Annotated in this window: 14 protein-coding genes; 8 read left to right on the forward strand and 6 right to left on the reverse strand. The window is 46.7% G+C overall.

Features of this window, described 5'->3' with window-relative positions:
* Positions 1 to 30 precede the first annotated feature (30 nt).
* Both RT717_RS23415 and RT717_RS23420 read left to right on the forward strand, forming a co-directional pair.
* Positions 31 to 1659, forward strand: a complete 1629-nt coding sequence (locus RT717_RS23415) for a hypothetical protein (protein WP_317488769.1) — start codon at positions 31 to 33, stop codon at positions 1657 to 1659.
* Positions 1656 to 3161: a DUF5723 family protein gene (locus RT717_RS23420; RefSeq protein ID WP_317488770.1), complete on the forward strand. Its 1506-nt coding sequence runs from the start codon at positions 1656 to 1658 to the stop codon at positions 3159 to 3161. The genes RT717_RS23415 and RT717_RS23420 overlap by 4 nt, the downstream gene beginning before the upstream one ends.
* Before the next feature lie 3 nt (positions 3162 to 3164).
* Here RT717_RS23420 and RT717_RS23425 read toward each other — a convergent pair whose 3' ends face one another.
* The 5 genes from RT717_RS23425 to RT717_RS23445 form a co-directional block, all read right to left on the reverse strand.
* Complete coding sequence (locus tag RT717_RS23425) at positions 3165 to 3770, reverse strand: DUF2179 domain-containing protein (RefSeq protein WP_152001585.1); 606 nt, start codon at positions 3768 to 3770, stop codon at positions 3165 to 3167.
* A gap of 12 nt (positions 3771 to 3782) precedes the next feature.
* Positions 3783 to 5156, reverse strand: a complete 1374-nt coding sequence (gene radA, locus RT717_RS23430; protein WP_317488771.1) for a DNA repair protein RadA — start codon at positions 5154 to 5156, stop codon at positions 3783 to 3785.
* Between the two features lie 35 nt (positions 5157 to 5191).
* Positions 5192 to 5632, reverse strand: a complete 441-nt coding sequence (locus RT717_RS23435; protein ID WP_317488772.1) for an SRPBCC family protein — start codon at positions 5630 to 5632, stop codon at positions 5192 to 5194.
* Positions 5633 to 5735: 103 nt separating this feature from the next.
* Positions 5736 to 6623, reverse strand: a complete 888-nt coding sequence (locus RT717_RS23440) for a mechanosensitive ion channel family protein (protein WP_317488773.1) — start codon at positions 6621 to 6623, stop codon at positions 5736 to 5738.
* Between the two features lie 149 nt (positions 6624 to 6772).
* A complete protein-coding gene (locus tag RT717_RS23445) occupies positions 6773 to 7684 on the reverse strand; it encodes a YihY/virulence factor BrkB family protein (protein ID WP_317488774.1) in 912 nt (303 codons plus the stop codon).
* 347 nt (positions 7685 to 8031) lie between these two features.
* On the opposite strand from RT717_RS23445, the gene RT717_RS23450 reads away from it, so the two are divergent.
* The 4 genes from RT717_RS23450 to RT717_RS23465 all read left to right on the forward strand — a co-directional run bounded on the left by RT717_RS23450 (position 8032) and on the right by RT717_RS23465 (position 14357).
* On the forward strand, positions 8032 to 8253 hold the full coding sequence (locus tag RT717_RS23450; RefSeq protein WP_317488775.1) for a hypothetical protein: 222 nt from the start codon (positions 8032 to 8034) through the stop codon (positions 8251 to 8253).
* Between the two features lie 27 nt (positions 8254 to 8280).
* The gene (locus RT717_RS23455; protein ID WP_317488776.1) at positions 8281 to 8664 is read left to right on the forward strand and encodes a hypothetical protein; all 384 of its coding nucleotides are present in this window, start codon (positions 8281 to 8283) and stop codon (positions 8662 to 8664) included.
* 58 nt (positions 8665 to 8722) lie between these two features.
* Positions 8723 to 13075 (forward strand): CusA/CzcA family heavy metal efflux RND transporter, encoded by a 4353-nt coding sequence (locus tag RT717_RS23460; RefSeq protein ID WP_317488777.1) that lies wholly within the window; start codon positions 8723 to 8725, stop codon positions 13073 to 13075.
* 130 nt (positions 13076 to 13205) lie between these two features.
* On the forward strand, positions 13206 to 14357 hold the full coding sequence (locus tag RT717_RS23465; RefSeq protein ID WP_317488778.1) for an efflux RND transporter periplasmic adaptor subunit: 1152 nt from the start codon (positions 13206 to 13208) through the stop codon (positions 14355 to 14357).
* Between the two features lie 72 nt (positions 14358 to 14429).
* Here RT717_RS23465 and RT717_RS23470 read toward each other — a convergent pair whose 3' ends face one another.
* Positions 14430 to 16046, reverse strand: coding sequence for an aminopeptidase P family protein (locus tag RT717_RS23470; protein WP_317488779.1), 1617 nt, complete (start codon positions 16044 to 16046; stop codon positions 14430 to 14432).
* A gap of 61 nt (positions 16047 to 16107) precedes the next feature.
* Here RT717_RS23470 and RT717_RS23475 point away from each other — a divergent pair, with 61 nt between their 5' ends.
* Both RT717_RS23475 and RT717_RS23480 read left to right on the forward strand, forming a co-directional pair.
* Entirely contained in the window at positions 16108 to 16515 is a 408-nt protein-coding gene (locus RT717_RS23475) for a T9SS type A sorting domain-containing protein (protein ID WP_317488780.1), read from the forward strand.
* Positions 16516 to 17028: 513 nt separating this feature from the next.
* Positions 17029 to 21471: a T9SS type A sorting domain-containing protein gene (locus tag RT717_RS23480; protein ID WP_317488781.1), complete on the forward strand. Its 4443-nt coding sequence runs from the start codon at positions 17029 to 17031 to the stop codon at positions 21469 to 21471.
* The last annotated feature ends 102 nt before the right edge of the window (positions 21472 to 21573 follow it).

Here is a 21573-nt window from a genome sequence, read left to right on the forward strand (position 1 = left end):
GATATTATTTTTTTTATACTATCGACCTTAATGACTTTTTTGGAGAAAAGTCCATTGTCCTGGCTAATGAAAGGGGCTTTGGCCATTCTGATTTCTGGCTGCGGAATAAATGACCTCGAATTTGGCAACCTGGATATTCCCGACTACCAGCCAACGCTCGCTGTTCCGTTGGGAGTGTCGAGATACACCATGCGGGAACTGGTAGGCGACCTTCAGGACAATGCGTTGACCATTGAAGAAGGTGAGGATTTGTTCATGACCATCGTGTATATGGACACCTCGTACAATGACGAACGGGAAGCTTTTCTCTATTTCCCCCCTATTAATAAAAGTGATATAGTCTTTCCCTTCGTGTCTTCGTCTCCTGGCGGAGAGACCGAGGTGATGGAATTCGAAAAGGTGATCACCTTCTCTTTCGATGCCTTTTTTGGTGAGCAGGTCGATTCTATTTTTTTTAATAGCGGAAACCTGGCACTGGAAATTAACTCCCGCTTCCGGAGTGACGTCATTCTGGAGTTTGGCTTTCCTTCTATGTTTGAGACAGCCGACAATTCATCGGTTAGCATTTCGGATACGCTAAGCTTTGGCACCACAGTGCCGGTAACATCGATCACAAGAATGCCGCTGGGAGGCAAAAAGTTGCTTTTCCGAAGGCGGCAAGAAGCCAACGATTTTGATGTTATCATCAAAGGAAAAGTGGTTGTGAAGCCAGGCCAGTCCGTCGATTTTTCAGATTTCTTTCGTTTTTCGATTGACTTCTCCGAAGCAACATACTCTCATGTGCATGGCTACTTCGACCGGAAAGAAGGGCTCCTGCAGGACAGAACGATAGAGCTAAAGTTTTTTGAAACGTTTGGAGACTACGGGCTCGACTTTAAAGATCCCAAAATTATTCTCAAAGTTGATAACTCATTTGGGTTTCCATCGGGCCTGTTGATGAACAACCTTTCCGCAAGTAATAATGACAGCACTTCAGTTGCGCTTACCGGATCAATAACCGAGTCGCTACAATTTGTGAACTATCCAAAGCTCGATTCCATCGGAAAAACCAGCCACTCAGAGTTTGTCATCAACGCACAAAACTCAAACATCAGGGAGCTTTTTGGCATCACCCCCGTCAAATTCAACTTGCCTTTGACAGTCATCTCCAACCCCGATGTTTTTGAAAAGGACTACCTGAATTTCATGACAGACAGCAGCAGGTTCAGGACCATCACTGTGGTGGAGTTACCCTTCGAAGTGAGGATGCAGGAGTTCACCACCAACCTTAAGTTTGGAACCGACGAAATCGACCTGAAAAATCTTCAGGAAGCAGCTTTGAGATTTTACACCGAAAATGAAATGCCCTTTGAGGGGCGACTCGCTGTCAACTTTGCTGACGAACACGACACCATTCTCTTCACCGTGCCAGAAGAGCTGGTGCTGTCAGCCCCGCAAGTTGACGCATCGGGGCGTACACTGGAATCAAAAAAGCTGCTTTCAGAAATTGTGTTGGGAACAGAGGGCACTCAGGCCCTAAAGAGCGCTGACCATCTCAATGTGGCCATTATAATCAATACGTTTAATGCCGCCGACGAGGAGTACGTCAAGCTGTATGCCGACTACAAACTTGACATCAATATTTCTGTTTTGGGCCGCTTGAAAATAAAAACCCAATGAGGCGCTGGCTAACAACCATATTGGTCATTATTTGCTGCTTCGCAACTGTGAAGGGGCAAAATGGGCTGGGACTATACACGCTGGGTGATGCTGTGCCGCAAAACAGCCGGTTGAATCCGGCGAATGAGATAAAAGGAAAACTGGTTTTGGGCCTGCCGGTCATTTCCGAAATGGGACTGCATGTTAACAACAGATTCGGTTACAACCGGGCGTTCACCAAACTGGAAAATGACTCCGTGAAGCTGGACGTTGACAAGGTGGTCTCTCACCTCAAAAAGAGGAATGCCCTGCTATTTGAAACTAGTATCCCCCTGCTCTATGTGGGTATCAAGCCGGAAAAGTCTTCCTTTGGCTACAGCTTCTTTGTCAACGAACGAATTAATGTGCGGGGCCAGTACACCAAAAATCTGATAAAGGCAGCCTGGGAAGGCACCAACTCGCTTGTAGGCCAGCCGCTCAATATAGGCAAGTCGGCTTTCAGCGCTTCCTACTTCAGAGAGTATGGCGTTGGCGTGAATACGTCCCTGATGAATGATGACCTGAAAATTGGCGCCAGAATAAAGCTGATCCAGGGGATATACAATGTGAAAACACTATGGGGGATGGACGCCAGAGTGGATATTGAGCCGGAAACCTATAGCTACGGTTTTCTATTCAAAAGGGCTGGCTTAAATGCAGCCGGAGTAAGTGAATATCCCTCCGTTGGCTACCTGCTTTCGAACCCAAACAAGGGGGCAGCTATCGACCTCGGTGCCACGTGGACTCATCAAAACCTGTACAGCCTGTCGGCCTCTATCACCGACCTCGGCTATGTCCGTTGGAAGGAGTTTAGCCAGAATTTCATTCTTAGCGACACCTCATTTGCTTTTCAGGGTGTCTATTTCACAGCTGATGGTGATATAGAAAGCACTATTGACTCACTAAAGAACGCCTTTACACCAAAGGAAACGGCCAATCCATATTCGGCCATGTTGAGTGCCAAATCAATACTAAGCGGATCTCTGCTACTTGGCCCTGTGGATAGAGTCACCGTTACGATGATGAATCAACTCCTCGTAGGCAAAGTAAAATCGGCCTTCGCCGTGTCTTATGTCAAACAGTTAACGCCAGGCATTGTTGCCTCAGGCAGCGTGGTGAAGCTTCCGCAGCAATGGCCCCGGCCAGGGCTCGCTTTGTCGATGACTGGCGGTCCTGTTCAGTATTATATCGCTTCAGACAATCTGATTGGATTTGCCAATGTAGGCAACATGAACACACTGGACTTTAAAATGGGGGTTAACCTTATTATCGGAAGTGGCAAAGCGAAGAAAGAAACTGATTTACCGCCAGCACACAGGTCCAAACCGAAGTTTTCCAGCAACGATGAAGGAGTGGACTACCCCACCGACCCAAGACTGAAAAAGCCTACTGTGGTCCGTAAAAAGGATATTTATACCATCATCACCAAAAAGAAGCAGCCAAAAAGCTGGAAGAACTGGTTCAAAAAGAAGTCGGATAACTAACGCCTAGCTCCTGTTGATCCCTCTGAGTCGCCCCAGCACTCCCTGGTAGGCAGCAGGCTGATCGAACACATCGTCGTCGCTTACCTTTTTCACACTCTCCACAGTGTAGTAAGCTTGGGGATTGTATTTTTTGATGATGTTAATGTAGGTTGGCAGCTCGTCCCTTTTCACAACGGTAAAAAGCACATTGACTTTGCCATCATTGCTTTCCGCATCGAGGTTAGAGTAGCGGTAGCCTTTCTCTTTTAAGAAGGCTGTCAGCTGCTCAGCGGGGTTTTGCGTAATTACTCTTACTACGACCCGGCCAAGGGCAAGTTTTTCTTCGATGACCATGCCCAGGAACGTGCCCGTCGCAAAGCCTCCTGCATAGGCAAAATAAGAATAGAAGGCATCGATATTGGTAATGATTTGACGGATAGCCAATAACCAGATAAAGGCCTCAAAAAAACCCAGAAGCGGTGCGAGCAACTTCTTACCATGCATCACAAAGATGATCCGTACCGTGTTAATGGACACGTCGCACACTCTGGCGAGAAATATCAGCGCAGGGATAACTACGTAGGTGAACACCGACTCACTGATACCCAAACCTTCGAAAAACTCTTTCATTGCCTCTTTTAGTTAGCCAAACAAATCGGATATCACCTCGTGGATTCTTCCAAACTGCCTGACGGCTATTTTAAACTTCTTTCCCTCTATTGCCCGTTGCGCAAACTTAGAAACATAAATGGCCTCAAAACCCAGTTTTTCAGCCTCCATGATTCTCCCATCGATCCTGTTCACTGCTCTGATCTCACCACCCAATCCCACTTCTGCAGCAAAGCAAACTTTTGAGGATACAGGGATTTCTTCCAGAGAAGAAATCATGGCCATACAGATGGCCAAATCCGCTGCCGGATCATCCAGCTTCAAACCACCGGCCACATTCAGGAAAACGTCTTGCGTCCCCAACCGAAAGCCTCCCCTCTTCTCGAGCACTGCCAGCAGCATACTCAATCGCTTATTGTCAAAGCCTGTAGACGTCCTTTGAGGGTTGCCATAGGTGGCGGGGCTCACCAAACTCTGAATCTCGATCAGCAAAGGCCGATTGCCTTCCAGCGTAGCGGCAATGGCCACACCACTCACATCGCCATCTTTTTGTGAAATAAGGATTTCCGATGGATTTTTGACCTCCCGAAGCCCCTCCCCTTGCATTTCGTAAATGCCGAGCTCGGAGGCGGCGCCGAATCGGTTTTTAGTAGTTCGTAAGATGCGATATACTAAATGCCGATCACCTTCGAACTGTAGTACCGTGTCCACCATGTGCTCCAACACTTTTGGCCCGGCGATAGCGCCCTCTTTGTTGATGTGGCCAATGAGAAACACGGGGGTGTTAGTTTCTTTGGCGAACTTCATCAGCTCTGCTGTGCATTCCCTTATCTGAGAAATACTGCCAGCCGCTGATTCTACCTTATCGGAGTAAAGCGTTTGGATCGAATCGATGACCAAAAGCTGTGGCTCCAGCTCTTCGATTTGTCTGAACACATTGGCAATGCCTACCTCAGAAAGCACAAAACAGTTATTGTTTTTGATGCCAATTCGCTCCGCCCGCATTTTGATCTGCTGCTCACTTTCTTCACCCGATACGTACAGCACCTTGAGGTTGGGTAGCTGCAGCGCAATTTGCAGCAGCAGCGTCGATTTGCCGATGCCCGGTTCTCCGCCAATCAGCACCAGGCTTCCCGGAACAATGCCTCCTCCCAGCACCCTGTTGAGCTCTTCATCGGCAGTTTTGATCCGCTGCATAGCCACGGACTCCACCTGATCAATCGCCTGAGGCTTAGATGCACGGGCAGGGCCGCTGGCCTTATTCCAGGATGGAGACGAAGCATGCTCCTTTTCTATTACCTCTTCAACGTAGGTGTTCCACTCTCCGCAAGAGGGGCATTTACCTGTCCATTTTGGCGACTGTGCGCCACAATTCTGACAAAAAAAAGCTGATTTTACTTTGGCCACGATGCGCCAAAATTAGAATAAAAATAAGAGAAGACTTACTTACTGAATACTTTTCGGTAAATGGGTTTGCGGTAGAGGAATTGCAAGTACAGAATCGGATAAATTAGCCAATTGGTAAGCAACGCAGGCGTGGTAAATTCGATATCATCGGTGATGCTTGTGCCTTCTGCGTCGTTGGCTTCATTAAGGTGGTGATGCTTCCAGCTTTTCAGAAAGAAGGGCAGCCGCACGCCTTCGTCGACAAAAGAAAAAACGGTCTCATTTGTGAGATCATGCGTGATGAGACTTTCCCAGGTTTGCTTAAAAAAGATAAAGTTCAGCTCAAGCTCCACCTTATCTCCTTTTTTGCAACCATCAAAGCGCCGGAGCTTCACAGGTGGAAAAGGGGGATTTAACTTTAAAAAAAGCTTGTCGGTGAACCCGGCTATTACCGTTTGCAAATCGGCTTTTACATGGGTCTTTATTCGAATTTTCATACTTGAAAGGCAAAGGATATGCCCTATTAATCAATAACAAAGGGCAATTGTTTAGATCGTCTCGTTGAACCTGATCGTAAAAAGAAATAGAGAAATGATTTCACTACTTGGAAGAGGTAATATTGAGCGGAATAGGTTTCCCTTCCTGGTATATTTTCAGTTCTACTATGTCGGCCGGCAAACTATAGCCCTGCTTCATAAGGCTCGAAACTATCCCATTCATTACATCATTCTGCAGCACCGCCACCGAGCCTTCGTATCGCTGCGAATTGACCCAATAATATGTCCTTATGTTAACGGTACTTGTACCAAACTCTTCAATCAAAATAAAGGGTTTAAGGTCAGGGCTATGTTCTATCCGCCTCTCGGCGGATAATGTATCGATGATCAGTTTGCCTACGGCTGCAATGTCGTCTCCATAGTCAATACCTATCAAAAAATCGTACCGAAGAAGTCCGTCACGGGTGTAATTGATCAAAGGGCTCTTGATTAAAGAAGAGTTGGGTAGAAAAATATCTTTTCCATCAAATGTTCGAATATGTGTATTACGAAAGTTCAGTGCCTTCACTACTCCTTTCAATTCCAACACCTCGATAGTGTCTCCAATGGAAAAAGGGCGGCTGAATGCGAGAAAAAAGCCAGCAAGAAAGTTTTCTCCAATGTCTTTGAAGGCAAATCCGATCACAATCGCAGACACTCCGGCACCTGCCAGCAGGCCACTGGCTGCTTTGCCAAGCCCTATTTGGTTCAAAAATATTACGACTCCAAATGCACTTACGAACAGAAAAACCATCCTGCCTATGAAGTTGACGAGGAGCTTGTCCTCTATCCTACGGGTAAGTCTCTTTTGGGTGAGCGATCGCAGCCCTGAGGCAACAAACAGAAATATCACCAACAGAATAATGCCTATAAAAATTGCGGGCGCATTTCTGATGACGATGTCCAGGAACCGTTCAAATGACTCAACCAATTGGGTAGTAATATTGTCCATAGTAGGATGTTTTAACTTTCAAACCTGCGTGCTTTGCTGTGTCAATTCTAGTCCGCAAAATCAAAATTTCTAGGATTTGTTTCCTATTGTTGGTGTATCGCCAGCTAAGCCTGTCGAACCAATAATGATCCATTTTTTTTAATCTCATATCATTCGTCGGTTTCTATTTCCACCGTCTTCACTCTAACGGCGTTTGATTTGGGTTCGATTTTGCTATTGAATATTTCGGCGTATGAATAGGTAAGTTTGGCTCCGAACAGGAATATTATTGCCGCATAATACACCCAGGCAAGCACAACTACCACTGAACCTGCAGCGCCATAGGCGGTGGTAATAGAGCTCGACCCCAAATAAATGCCAATAAGGTATTTGCCGAGCGAGAACAGGATGGCGGTGATCAGAGAGCCAACCCACACATCCTTCCAGTCAATTTTCGCATCGGGAAGAATTTTGAACATCAGTGCAAAAATCAACGAGACTATCCCCAGGGAAACGATAAACGAAAAAACAGACACAACATAAACGGAAACCCCTCCCAGATTCGCCATCAGAAAGTCATGCAATATTACAAGCAAGCTTTCAAGCAGTAGCGACACCAGCATTATAAACCCAATACTGATAACCATCGCCAAAGAAAGAAGCCTATTGATTATGTACTTAACAACTCCCCTTTTTGGTTTAGCTTTTACATTCCAAACTCTGTTGATACTCAGCTGTAGAGATATGAAAACAGTGGTTGAACTAACAATCAAGGCCACAATCCCCAAAGTCTTAGCCAAAGAGTTGGAAGAGCTTTCTATCGCCACTTTTTCTAGCATTTTCTCAATTTCTGCAGCACTGGTTGATCCTATCAAAGCTGAAATTTGATTAGTCAGCTCCATTTGCACTTTATTTTCTTCGTAAAACGCTGCTCCAACCGAAACTGCAATGAGCAAAACGGCTGGCATTGAAAAAATGGTATAGTAAGCGATTGATGCTGCGTATGTAAAAGCATCCTCCTGAAAAAAACTCAGAGATCCTCTCTTAAGTACCATCCACGCCTTTTTAAAGAACTCGATCATGTCTTTTGTATGTTTTCCCAAGTATTCCGACAATACTCATTTCTGCAAAAAGAAGCTGTAAAAGGGCCTGTTTTTGAGGTAAGCGATTTGCTCAGTTTCTACAGGGTGGAAGAACGTCCCCAAGCTGCACGGCACTAACGGTGTCTCAAAAGCGCCGCATTCTGCTCAAATCCCTCCAGGAGTTTGCAGAAAGACACATCTTTACAATGCGCAGTGCGGGGAGTTAGGTTTAGGCCAAAGAGGCTGATACTACAAGGCAAAAGTCAATGAAATTGAAGATGCATTTTTCGGCAATCCTCAGAAGCACAGCATTTTCAGGTGCGGTCTAGCCGGGCAATCTCGCAGCGATGGCTTCAAACACTGCTCCAACAATTTTGTACATAACCCGACTAGAAGAACTTTCCCTTCGATTGGAAGAAATTGCAGCGAAGGATTTGAATGACATTGCTAAAGTAAAGAAAAAAGCACTACAGAGAGAAGTAAAGTCATTAAAAGTAGGGCTTCTGTCACGCCTATTGGTCGCCATCACCTCTTTAGATACATTCCAAATTGATGAGTGGCCATTGTAAGAGTTTATCAAATTATACATTTGCATTGTGAAAAGTCTGCTTTCATTGGCTTTTGTCGGGTACTTCATCATCGGAAGCATCCTGCCCCGTTCCAATTTCAAAGAATTGGAGAAGGTGCCCTCTATGATTGCACACTATGAGCATCACAAGAAGGTTTTTGATAAGGATCTCACCTTTCCTCAATTCCTCGTGCTCCATTTCAGCCTCAGTTCCGACCACAGTGAACCTTCACACGAAACAGAGCTGCCTTTACACAATGGTGTGGTGGCGTCTTTTTTCTTCACTATCCCCCAAGCACCCGATTTACAAGCTTCGGTGCAGGAGTATGCGGTGAAACACTTTAAGCCTTTTTCTATCAATTACCAGTTTCAGTACGCATCCAACTGGTTTCAGCCTCCTCAAAGCGCCTGATAATCTTCTTGGTTATCTAATTTTCATGCCCTTTCGGGCGCTTTAAATCTATTTGTTAATGGTCGATTCAATCATTCGATTCAGCATACACAATAAGCTGATCGTTTCATTATTTTCCTTAGCCATTATGGGCGTTGGCCTGTTTTCGCTAAGTCAAATTCCACTTGGAGCTGTGCCGGATATTACGAACAATCAGGTGCAGGTATTAACCGTGTCAAGAAACCTGGCAACTCAGGATGTCGAGCAATTTATAACCTACCCGGTTGAACTGGAAATGGCCAACCTTCCGGGTGTGCAGGAAATACGCTCTATCTCGAAGTTTGGGCTGTCCGTTGTCACCATCGTGTTCGACGAAGACCTGGGCACCTACTTACCTCGTCAGCTTATTGCGGAAAAAATCAAGAAGGCCCAGGAGTCCATCCCGGCTGGGTTTGGCACGCCGGAAATGGGCCCTATTACTACCGGCCTCGGCGAAATTTACCAGTATATCCTGGATGTGAAACCGGGTTATGAAGGCAAATATTCCACCACAGAGCTTCGCACAATTCAGGACTGGATAGTCAAACGCTATTTATCGGGGATACCAGGCGTGGTGGAAGTAAATACCTGGGGTGGCTTTCTCAAGCAATACGAAGTTGCCGTGGATCCGGCACTCTTGAATGCCACAGGCGTTACGATCACAGAAGTATTTGATGCGCTTGAAGCCAGTAATGACGTGACTGGAGGTGCTTATATAGAAAAGGCCTCCCAGAGCTACTTCATCAGGGGAGAGGGTCAGATCAAGTCCCTGGAGGACCTTGGCAATGTGGTGATCGGCAACCGGGATGGCATTCCCATCCTGATCAGGCAGGTGGGAGAAGTCAGGTTTGGTACTGCCGTGCGGTTTGGTGCCATTACCGCCAACGGCCAGGGCGAAAAGGTCATGGGCCAGGTGATGATGCTCAAGGGCGCCAACAGTAGCCAGGTAATCAATGCAGTGAAAGATCGTGTAAGTGAAATAGGGGAGTTTCTACCTGAAGGCGTGTACATCAACCCCTTTCTGGAGAGAACTGAACTAATTGACAAGACCACAACAACCGTGGCCGAAAACCTTATTCTTGGAGCACTCATCGTTATCTTCGTACTGGTTCTTCTGCTTGGCAACTTCCGCTCGGGAATGATAGTAGCCTCGGTTATTCCATTGAGCCTTTTGTTTGGTATCACGCTGATGAATTACTTCGGCGTGTCGGCCAATCTCATGAGCCTCGGCGCCATCGACTTCGGTATTATCATCGATGGTGCGGTTATCATTGTAGAATATACGGTGCATCAGATCTCTGCCAGGGCAAACGGCCTTCTGAAGCTATCAGACGAAGAGCGAACCGCCGAAATGGATACTCTTACTGCGACGAGTGCCTCCACAATGATGCGATCCGCCATTTTCGGGCAGGTCATCATTCTGATCGTTTTCATTCCCATCCTTTCGCTTTCGGGCATTGAGGGAAAAATGTTCAAGCCGATGGCATTGTCATTCAGTTTTGCCCTCATAGGTGCTATGATCCTTTGTCTGACCTACGTGCCAGCCATGTCGGCTTACTTTCTTAAGCCCAAAAAAGCGAAGGCCTCAAAAGGAGGGTTTTCTGACGCCCTGATTGAAAAAATACAAAACCTGTATCTGCCTACCATCCGCTTCGCTTTGAGGTTCAAGGCGTTGGTTATTGGTGCAGCCATCACTATGCTGGCAGCTAGCGTGTTCCTATTCATTCAGCTTGGTGGCGAGTTCATTCCCACACTCGATGAAGGCGACTATGTGGTGCAGCCCATCCTTAAGCCGGGCACCTCCTTGTCGGAAACGGTGGACATCAGCACTAAGCTCGAAAGGATTCTGCTTCAGAATTTTCCAGAGGTGAGTCAGGTGATCACCAGAATTGGAGCGGCGGAAGTTCCCACTGACCCTATGTCGATGGAAATGACGGATGTCATTGTGAGGCTGAAGCCAAAAGATCAGTGGGTATCCGCTGCATCAAAAGATGAGCTTGCTGATAAAATGAAAGCTGCCATGTCGGTGCTGCCTGGCATTGGTTTTGAATTTACTCAGCCCATCGAAATGAGGTTCAATGAGCTTGTTACGGGTGTAAGGGCTGATGTGGCCATTAAGATCTTTGGGGAGAATCTCGATACGCTTTTCAATATGGGCAACCGTGTAAAGTCTCTTATCCAGCATGTGGAAGGTGCAGCTGACGTAAGTGTGGAGCAAATTGCAGGTCTGCCGCAAATGTCGGTGCAATACGACCGCCGCAAATTGGCGTCTTACGGCCTCATGGTAAAAGACGTGAACAGGGTGATCAGAATGGCTTTTGCGGGAGAAGCCACCGGCGTTGTGTTTGAGGGAGAAAAGCGCTTCGACCTTGTAGTGAGAACGGCCGTGAAAAACAGAAAAGACATGCAGGATTTGAGCAATTTATTCATTGCCCTTCCAGCTGGAGGCCAGGTTCCGCTACGGGAAGTGGCCAGTATCACCTACGAAGCAGGCCCAGCCCAAATTTCACGGGATGATACCCGGCGAAGGATTGTGGTCAGTATCAACGTGCGAAACCGAGATATGGAGTCATTGGTACAGGAAATGCAGCAAATCATCGCCGCCGATATGAAGGTGCCTGTCGGCTACTATATCACTTATGGCGGGCAGTTTGAAAACCTTCAAAATGCAAAGAAAAGGCTGATGGTGGCGGTGCCAGTGGCATTGTTCCTCATCTTCATCATGCTCTATTTTACCTTTGGGGCTGTCAGTGAGGCATTACTTGTTTTCTCCGCCATTCCACTGGCCGCAATAGGTGGGGTCATCGCTTTAACTATCAGGGGCATGCCCTTCAGTATCTCTGCTGGCGTTGGATTCATTGCACTTTTCGGCATTGCCGTGCTAAACGGCATTGTACTGATTGAATTCTTCAACGAACTAAAGCACAAAGGAATTAACGACATTCACAAAAGAGTAATCATGGGCACAAAAATGAGACTGCGCCCCGTGTTGCTAACGGCGTCGGCGGCAGCACTGGGCTTCTTCCCTATGGCCTTCTCAGGATCAGCTGGAGCAGAAGTGCAACGCCCTCTGGCGACCGTTGTTATCGGCGGTCTGGTGTCAGCCACCTTCCTCACACTGGTGGTGCTTCCGGTACTCTACACGCTCCTGGAAACTGGCTTTTTCAAATGGCCTGGTAAAAAGGCGACGATGCTGTTGCTGTTGGTGAGCAGCAGCCTTGCGATCAACGCTCAAAATGCTCCATCTGCGTTGACGCTGGACAAAGCCATTGAGATCGCCCTGGAGAACAATCAGGGCATCAACGCCGCCCAAACAACGTTGCAAGGTGTGGAGAAACTGGAGAAGACCGCTTTCGATCCCGGCCCCACCCATATCTACTACGGCTACGACCAAAACAATATAGCGCCCAACGGCTTTCCGTTGAGGGTGCTTGGCGTGCAGCAGCAAATCGCCTGGCCTGGGCTCTACACGGCGTCCAAAAAGGCCCTGGGTAACCAAACAGACATTACTGCCTCACAGCTTGATATTGCCAAACGACAGCTCAGCAAAGACGTCGCTATTCTCTATCTTGGCATGGCCCAAACGCAGGAAAAATTGGAGCATTGGCGGGTACTGGATAGCCTGTATGCTGCCATGAACCAGGTGGTGATGCGGAGAGCTGAGGTGGGTGACGCCACCAAACTTGAGCTTATACAGTCTAAATCGAAAGCCAGCGAAGTGCATGCAGCGCTGACACAGTCGCAATTGGAAGTGGCGCATTACCGGGAACGGCTCAAAGGCATCCTGCAAAGTGAAGATTCAATCGTACTCCCCTCCAGGGCCCTTAGCCGCACCGATATTCTGGGAAAAAACACCTCTATTGAGGCTTCTCAGGACGATCCAAAGTATCGGGAGCTGGTAAAAAAAGAAGCCAGCAGCCTTTCACTCAAAAAAGTAGAAGAATCAAGGTTGGCACCTACCTTTCAGGCCCAGTATTTCAAAGGCTTTGGGCAGGGCGAAAACGCTGCCAATTTTGATGGCTACCAGTTCGGGATTGGCATTCCATTGCTGGGGCTTTCGCAGGTGAGGCGAGTACAGGCCAGTAAGCTGTATGCGGAAGCTGCAGGTGAGCAACTGGACAATTATGAGCGGCGAAGGGAGGCCGAATGGGCGGGCTTGCAGGCCAACCGGCTAAAGTTTGAGGAAATGGTTGCCTATTACCAAACTGAGGGGCTGAAAATGGCCGAAGAGCTTATATCAGTGGCCAACAGGTCATACACCGCAGGAGAAATAGACTTATACCAATTGCTGTTGAATTTCGAAACTGCCAGACAAATCAGGCTAAGCTACATCGACCAACTGCATCAGCTAAAGCTGGCAGAGGTCAACATTGCATTCTTTTTAATTGATTAATCTACACCACATGAAATAGCCATAAGGAATACCCCACCCAACGGAATGGATAATCTGTCAACAGACTAAGATCTATTCCGTAATGGTACAGGCTATTCCATCTGGCCGCTAAAAATTAAATTTTATACAGATGAAAAGTTGTCAAATATATATTTTAGGTCTTGCACTTCTAGCTACCGTCCAGGGCTGCAGCAACCAGGCAGAGCCGCTTGCTGAGAGTCAGCAAGCCCAAAAAACTGCTGATGGCCTGACACTGTCGGCCCAGCAGATTGCAAAAACGGGTCTCCTGTCCAAAACAATAGAGCAGCGAACGATCACAACCTCTGTGTCCGCAAATGGCATGCTCGATGTTCCAACGCAGCACATGGCTTCTGTTACCACGTTTTTGGGTAGCTATGTAAAATCAGCCGACAAACACATCGGTGAAAAGGTAAAGAAAGGAGAAGTGCTGGCCGTTATGGAAGGGCCGGCATTCGTTGATCTGCAACAGCAGTATCTTGAGCACAGGAGCCAACTGGCAGTGCTAAAGTCCGAGTTTGAAAGACAAAGCAACCTGGCCGCTGACTCCATCACCTCAAAGAAGAATCTGCAACTCGCTCAGGCGGTGTATGAGCAAACGAACTCCTCAGTTGAAGCATTACAACAGAAGCTGAGCTTTCTGCATGTAAATATGGCCACACTCGACAAAGGGACTATTGCCAGGTCTTTTGTCATCCGGGCACCAATGGATGGCTACCTGACGGAAGTATCTGCAAAAATCGGGAGCTACATAACGCCCGGGCAATCCCTTATGGAAATAGTGGACCTCACCCACATCCATGCCGAACTCAGCGTTTATGAGTCGGAGGCAATGAATGTAAAAGAGGGACAAAAAATGGAGATCATGCTGCCGTCGATGCCCGGCAAGGTGCTGGAAGCAGACATCTACCTGATCGACAAGGCCTTCGACGACAACACCAGGGCGGTGAAGGTGCATGGCCATTTCGAAGAGGAGAATATCCCTTTCATCATGGGCATGTACGTGGAAGGGAAAATTATAACAGGTGAGGCCACCGGCTATGCAGTGCCCGCCATTGCAGCTGTATTTGCTGACAACAACAGGTACGTGTTCCTGGAAAAAGCCTCAGGCGATGGCGCTGCGTTTATGGCTATCGACGTTACCGAAGTGGCGGAAATGGATGGGTGGATTTTACTTCCCGAAGGTAAAATTCCAAATGGCTTTGACAAGGTAGTGACCAAGGGAGCAGGCTACCTGCTTTCACAGTGGATGATGGGCGAGTAACCGTCACTTTCCATATTTTTCTCTGAGTCATTACATATTATTTCATGACTCAGAGAAAAATTTCTTTAAATCTTATTTCTTCAAATCAGGAAGTTTATAATTAGAGAAAATACTCTCTTCCGCCATTAGCTTTTCTATCTCGTCGGGAGTGCGTGGCGCACGGGTGCTGAGCAGCTCGTACCCGTCTTTTGTGATCAAAATATCGTCTTCAATTCTCACTGCAATCCCCCACCACCTTTTGTCGCAGGGGCTGCCCTCCGGAATGTAGATGCCGGGCTCAACAGTCAACACCATATTCTCCTTGAATTCCTGGTAGTTCCCCCTGTCGTGCACATCCAGGCCAATGTGATGCGACACCCCGTGGGGAAAGTAATTGTGCGGCGCATCAACCGACTCAATAATGCCAAGCTCCGCCAGCCCCTGGTTGATCACTTGCCTGCAAACAAGGGTGTTGTCTGATATCTTATTGCCTGGTTTCGACCTTGCAAAAGCGGCTTCCTGGGCCTTCAGCACCAATTCGTAGATAGCCCTCTGCTCTTTGGTAAATTTACCACTGGCCGGAATCGTGCGGGTAATGTCGGCTGTGTAGCCCCGGTACTGCGCCCCAAGATCCATCAGCACCAAATCGCTCTTGATGTCCATCTTGTTGTTGCTGATATAGTGAAGTGTGCAGCCATTGTTGCCCGCCCCGACAATCGACGGATAACCCAGGTCTTCTGCGCCATATTTCTTGAAAACGAACTCATGAATGCCCTGCACCTCCGATTCCGACATGCCAGGCCGCATGGCTTTGTACACTTCTGCCTGCGCCACGCAACTCACGTCGACAGCCATGCGGAGAAGTGCTATCTCTTCAGCTGACTTTACCTCCCTAAGATCCGTCATGTATTTCTCCAGAGAGGAGCCGTCCAACTTTTGCCTGGGCTCAGGCAGCTTCTCAATCATCAGCTTCCGCTGTTCGGGAGACTTCGCCTCCAAAACAGCCTTTATCTGATCATTGGAGGCAAAATCAGGGAAACTGTTCACCAGCTGTCTCAAAATCTGAGCCGCCTGTGGGTTCTTCAGAAACTCCTCCGACTTGACATAGTCATACATTTTGTACTTGTCGGCATTGAAATCTACAGGGTAGTCAACCTTGTTTTTGAACTGCAACAGGAGACTATAGAGATCGGCTTCGTCGCCGGGTGCGTCCCTCACATCTGAGGGCAAATTGAGGAACATGATCTTGTCAAACACGGAGAAGTCCATGTTGAAATTTTTGAACTCGGTGGCGTCGTAGGCCGCCTCAAAGCCAAGCTCCCTCTTAGCTCCCTCCACACCCAATCTGGCACCGTTGTACATCTCCTTTCGGGCCTGTCTTTGTTGCGTAAATAGCACTTCTGAGAATGTATTTCCCTGACTATCTTTTTGTTTTTCTTTAAAAATAAGCACCAATGAGTGTGGCTCCTGGTAGCCAGTTAAATAGTAAAAATCAGGGTCCTGATGGTAAACATACTCCACATCGTTGGCCCGATTTCGAACGGGATTAGCAAACATAACGGCCACTGAATTGGGTGGCATCTTTTCCCGCAGCGCCTGCCGGCGTTCTTTGTGAAAATCCTTGCCGAGGTAGTCGGTGGGGTATTGGGCCAGCAGCTGGCCTGAGAAAATGGCCAGGAAGAAAAACAGGTACATCGAAAGTTTTTTCATGGAGTCAAATTTTAGAAGGAAGTGCAAAGTAAACAGAGGATTAATGTGGTGAAATGAATATTTGAGGAAGAGAGGATATGGACGGGGAATTATTGCCATTCATTTAGCTGCCGGCGAAATAGAAATTACTGCCAAGCAAGCGGGAAATGCCAATTACCTGGCCGCAGCGGATGTAAGCCATACGCTGGTAGTGACGCCAGCTGTAACAGGTGTTGGTGACGACTTAGCTGATAAAGTACAGGTGTACCCGAATCCAGCGCAGAGCTATATTGAGGTTAAGCTGCCTGACAATATTACCAAAGCCAGCTATCGCCTCACTCAAATAAGTGGCCAAGTGGTGAAATATGGCGACTTGCAACTGAACCAGGCCAACACGAAGATCATCGTCGACGACATTGGTCCCGGCGTGTACCTGCTCAACATCAGCGGCGAGCGTTACGCTGAAGTGTTCAGAGTAATTAAAAACTAAAACCATACAACAACATGGTTGAGTAAAAAAGGGCCGGGAAACTGGCCCTTTTTGCTTTAAAATGAGTTTGCTGAAGGTAGGATATTGTCTAAATATTATGATCCAAAAGCTCCGATTGTCAAGAACTATTCGAACTGATTGGAAATAATTGATATTCCAACCCAACTTGAGAAAACGCAGAAACCTCACGTCTACTGCGCTGTAAATGCCTTTTTAGTAACTTTTGTAAAGAACCAGCTTATACAACAGCTCGTAGTTCACGGCACTGAGATCATACAATTTATAAATAAAACTTTGCCTATTAGAAACTAAATTTTATTTTGCTATGCCTATTTCCATTTTAAGGCAGTTTTCAATAAAATGTAATCATGCGTAATAGGCTTTTGAGCTCATTTTTTTGTCGGGGATTTGTATCTTAGCAACTCAGAAAATTACATCTATACTAACCTAAATCGAGCACCACCGTGGGTCGTCTTTATGAAGTTCATCTTGCATACGTAAAACAAGCTTAAAATGACACAATCTTTTACATCAACAAGCCTTCAAGAGGGTATAAAGGTTATTTTTTTGGTGGCTTCACTACTGTTTGTAGTATCACTCGAAGCATTTTCCCAGCCTGAGTTAACGAGGATCGAAACACCAAATTCAGGCACGGGTGATGGCCCCTACTTTTATTCTTTGGCAGACTTGAACGGCAAGGCCTATTACCCTCATAACTCTACAATCATCGAAGTGGATGAGGGCCTGAATAGAACTGAAATTACCCCTGTAAGTGGCGACGGGTATTCAAACACCATTAACTATATAGCCCCCCTTGGCGATAAATTGTTTATTGACAGGTTCTACTTTTATTCCTATGCGGGAGAGCCTGCGTTGGTAGATCCAGCGGATGGGTCTGTCACTTTTATAAAAGACATTAACCCATCGGGCTATGCCTATACATATGATGTGTTTAGCGCTGGGGATAAAGTTTATTTCAGGTCATATGATGGTAACGGGTATGACATTTGGGTAACTGATGGAACAGAAAGTGGAACTTTTAAAATTATTAGTGGCAGCTATTCCAGTATCAAATATTTTTCAAACGGAAACCTTACATTCATTTCACTAAACAACAATCAGGTATGGGCCACTGATGGCACTCTTGACGGGACGAAAAAAATCTCCAACGATGGTGTTTATACCTATTATATGACGGGTGCTTCTACTGAGAACTATTTCTATTACACGATTAGAGGTTCCAATAACTTTTACCAAATATTTAAGTCGGATGGAACACCAGAGGGGACCAATATGATTGCCCAAAGCGAATCTTTCAACATCTCATACGTATTTGACATCGATGGAGAAGTATATTATTCTACATATTCAGATGGCACTATCAACTTTAACAGATACAGAGAAGCGCAAAATCAGTCTGTAACGGTTGCAAGTCATCCTTATGCTATTTCATTTTTTGCTTCAAATGGGTCTGATGCATATTTTATGGACTCAGTCTACCCTTATAGGATCTTTAGACTTGACGTTTCAAGCGGTAGTGCTGAAATGATAGTGACTTTTGCAAACAATCAATACTACCAGGGTTCTTTGAATGGCTTTGCCGGTGATAAGTTTGTCTTTGCTATATATTCTCCAGATACGGGAAACGAACTTTGGGTGACCGATGGAACTGAAAGCGGAACGGGACTTTTAAAAGATATCTATCCTGGCCCCTTTTCTTCTTTGTATAATACAAACAGGCTCTTTGAAAGCAACGTGCTAGGTAAGGTTTTTTTTCGAGCCAGAAATCCTGAAACGGGTCAGGAAGTTTGGGTGAGCGACGGAACTAGCTCGGGCACCAGTCTATTGGAAGATACCAACACAGCTCCGCAAAGCATTTCCATGTTCAAGATGATAGCGACGGAGGATGAGCTGTATGCTCAAACTTCCTATTACGGCAATGGGGTTCCTAATCTCTATCAATTAAGCCCTGGGGAGGCGCAACTAACAAGCCCGCTGGAGGGAGAAGAGGCGACTTTTGAGACTCAAGGAGGAATAGCAGATCTTAACAACGATATATACTTTTATGGCTCCCAATTAAATAATGATGGATCCTTTCAGCAAGGGCTCACCAAATTAGCGGGTGATGGAACTATTAGTCAGGTAAAGGACGATATATACCTTTATACCTATGGCCTGACGAAGGTTAATGGCAAATTATTCTTTGCCGGGTACGGAGAAGGTTATGAGCTCTGGGTGTCGGAGGATGGGACTTCCGATGGCACCTATCAAGTAGCCAATATTGCCCCTGGGTACGGCAGCTCAGTGGAAACCAACAGTTCCAAAGACTTGCCTATTACCTTCTTTAAAAATAAGTACTTTTTCGCCGCAAACGATAATAAATCGGGAAGAGAGTTGTGGATAACTGACCTGACCGAGGAGGGTACCACATTGTTTTTTGATCTGGAACCGGGCAACGAGGGCTCATACCCAGAAAACTTCTTTGTCGCCGGCGACAGGCTCTACTTTACGGCGCAGACAAATGGCTCCACTCAGTTGTGGGTGACGGATGGGACACCTCAAAACACCAAGGTTATTGAAACAGTTAATGCCGTATCGTTTTTTCATGTAGGTAATGAAGTATATTTTCTCGAAGATTACGACTACCGAGACTATACCTTGTGGAAAACTGACGGCACAGCAGACGGCACTGAGGAAATTCTGGATTTAGGCTATTCGTATTATTCTATACCCGCCATTCAATCTGACAGAGGCCTTCTCTACGTAGATTATAACAACTCTACTGGCTACTACGATTATTACTTTATAGATAATGAGGGATTGCAGACTACACTTAAGACTGGCGGTGCGCAAGCTTACGGTTTTTTTGCAAAAGGTAACTACATCTACTACAACTATGGATTTTCTTTGTTCTACATTACAAATGGGTCTGATATCGATGAAGAAGTAATAAACCTTTACGATGAAGCCTATCTGACCCCCTATACTGACGGCAAAAATTTTACTGCGTTCGGAGATGATCTTGTTTTCAACGCATATGACTATTCCGACTATGTCACCTCACTATGGAAGCTGAACCTCTTCAAGCCTGTCGCAAGCATAATTTACGATTCGGATCCGCTTGAATCTGGAGAAACCATCGACTTCGGCACTATTTCCGAAGGAAACCAGTCCGGGATAGAAACAATCACCATCGAAAACGGTGGTTTTGTTGACTGGTCATTTCCTCAAGGAAGCACTTTGGCTGTGATGGGAGATGCAGCGGATGACTTCATTATCGTTAACGGCAGTTTACCCACCACTCTCAGACCTGGCGAAAGCTTCGATATCGACATCAGGTTTAAGCCAAAGACAGGTGATGTAAGGCAGGCTAATATCGAACTCCCGGCTTTGGCTGGTTCTGATTCGCCAACCACCATTAATCTGGAAGGCACCGGCACCGACTTCGAACAAACCATTCAGCTACAGTTCTCCTCGAAACTGCTATACAAAACCACGCCGATTACTTTGGATGTAAAAGCTTCTTCAGGGTTGCCTGTTACCCTCACCTCTTCTGACAAAACAGTGGCCGAATTTGTAGATGGAAAATTGGTTACCAAGAAGTTTGGCACAACCACAATCACCGCAACCCAGGACGGCAACACTTACTTCTATGCGGCAGATCCTGTGACAAGGAAAGTAGATATTGTCGTTGGCGGACAAACCATTGCCCTCAGTGGCCCAACTACCTTTGTTGTGGGGGACGCTCCATTTCAATTGAGCGCTTCCAGTACATCGGGCAATGCGGTTGAAACTTTCACGAGTGGAGATGAAACCATACTCTCTATATCGGGAACCACAGCTACTATTCTAAAAGCTGGTGTAGTCTCGGTTACCGCATCAGTAGCAGGGAATGACTACTTTGATGCTGCCAGTCAGGCATTTAGCATTACCATTAAAAAAGCAAAGCAAACCATCACGTTTGCTTCTCTGGCTCCCACAACGCTTGGCTCTGACCTTGAGCTATCGGCTACTGGCGGCGCTTCAGGACAACCTATCGTGTTTAGTTCCTCCAATGAGAATGTAGCTACTGTTGCTGGGACTACCGTTACTTTGCTCAAGTCTGGAAATGTGAACATTACTGCCTCCCAGGCTGGCAATGATAATTATGACGCCGCCACACCGGTAACAAGGCTGCTTACCATATCCAAGGGGGTTCAAACCATAACCTTTGAAGAACCAGAGGGTAAAACATTTGGAGACGAAGCTTTTGAGCTGACTGCCTCGTCAAGCTCAGGCTTGCCGGTGACTTTAACCAGCTCCAAGCCTGGCGTTGCCATGATAGAAGGATCGACTGTGACTATACTGGGCGCCGGAACCGTAACACTGAAAGCAAGCCAACCTGGAAATGATAGTTATAACTCAGCAGCTAGTATAGAGCACGTGTTAACGATCAACAAAGCCGCCCAAACAATCACTTTTGATGTGCCTGACGGAGCGACTGACGCTGGATCTGTCGAACTTGTAGCAGAGGCAAGCTCAGGCCTGGCAGTAACCTTTGTGTCGAGCAATCCTGATATTGCCAAAGTAACCGGAACTACCCTTGAGGTGCTGGCTGCCGGCGAAATAGAAATTACTGCCAAGCAAGCGGGAAATGCCAATTACCTGGCCGCAGCGGATGTAAGCCATACGCTGGTAGTGACGCCAGCTGTAACAGGTGTTGGTGACGACTTAGCTGATAAAGTACAGGTGTACCCGAATCCAGCGCAGAGCTATATTGAGGTTGAGCTGCCTGACAATATTACCAAAGCCAGCTATCGCCTTACTCAGATAAGTGGGCAAGTGGTGAAATATGGCGACTTGCAACTGAACCAGGCCAAAACGAAGATCATCGTTGAAGACATTGGCCCCGGCGTATACCTGCTCAACATCAGCGGCGAGCGCTACACTGAAGTCTTCAGGGTAATTAAAAACTAAAACCACGCAACAACATTATTGAGTAAAAAAGGGCCGGGAAACTGGCCCTTTTTTATTGCAGGGATACCCGGAGGGGCTATAAAATGGACAGTGACCTCATAA

Source organism: Imperialibacter roseus (assembly GCF_032999765.1).
Lineage (GTDB): Bacteria > Bacteroidota > Bacteroidia > Cytophagales > Cyclobacteriaceae > Imperialibacter > Imperialibacter roseus.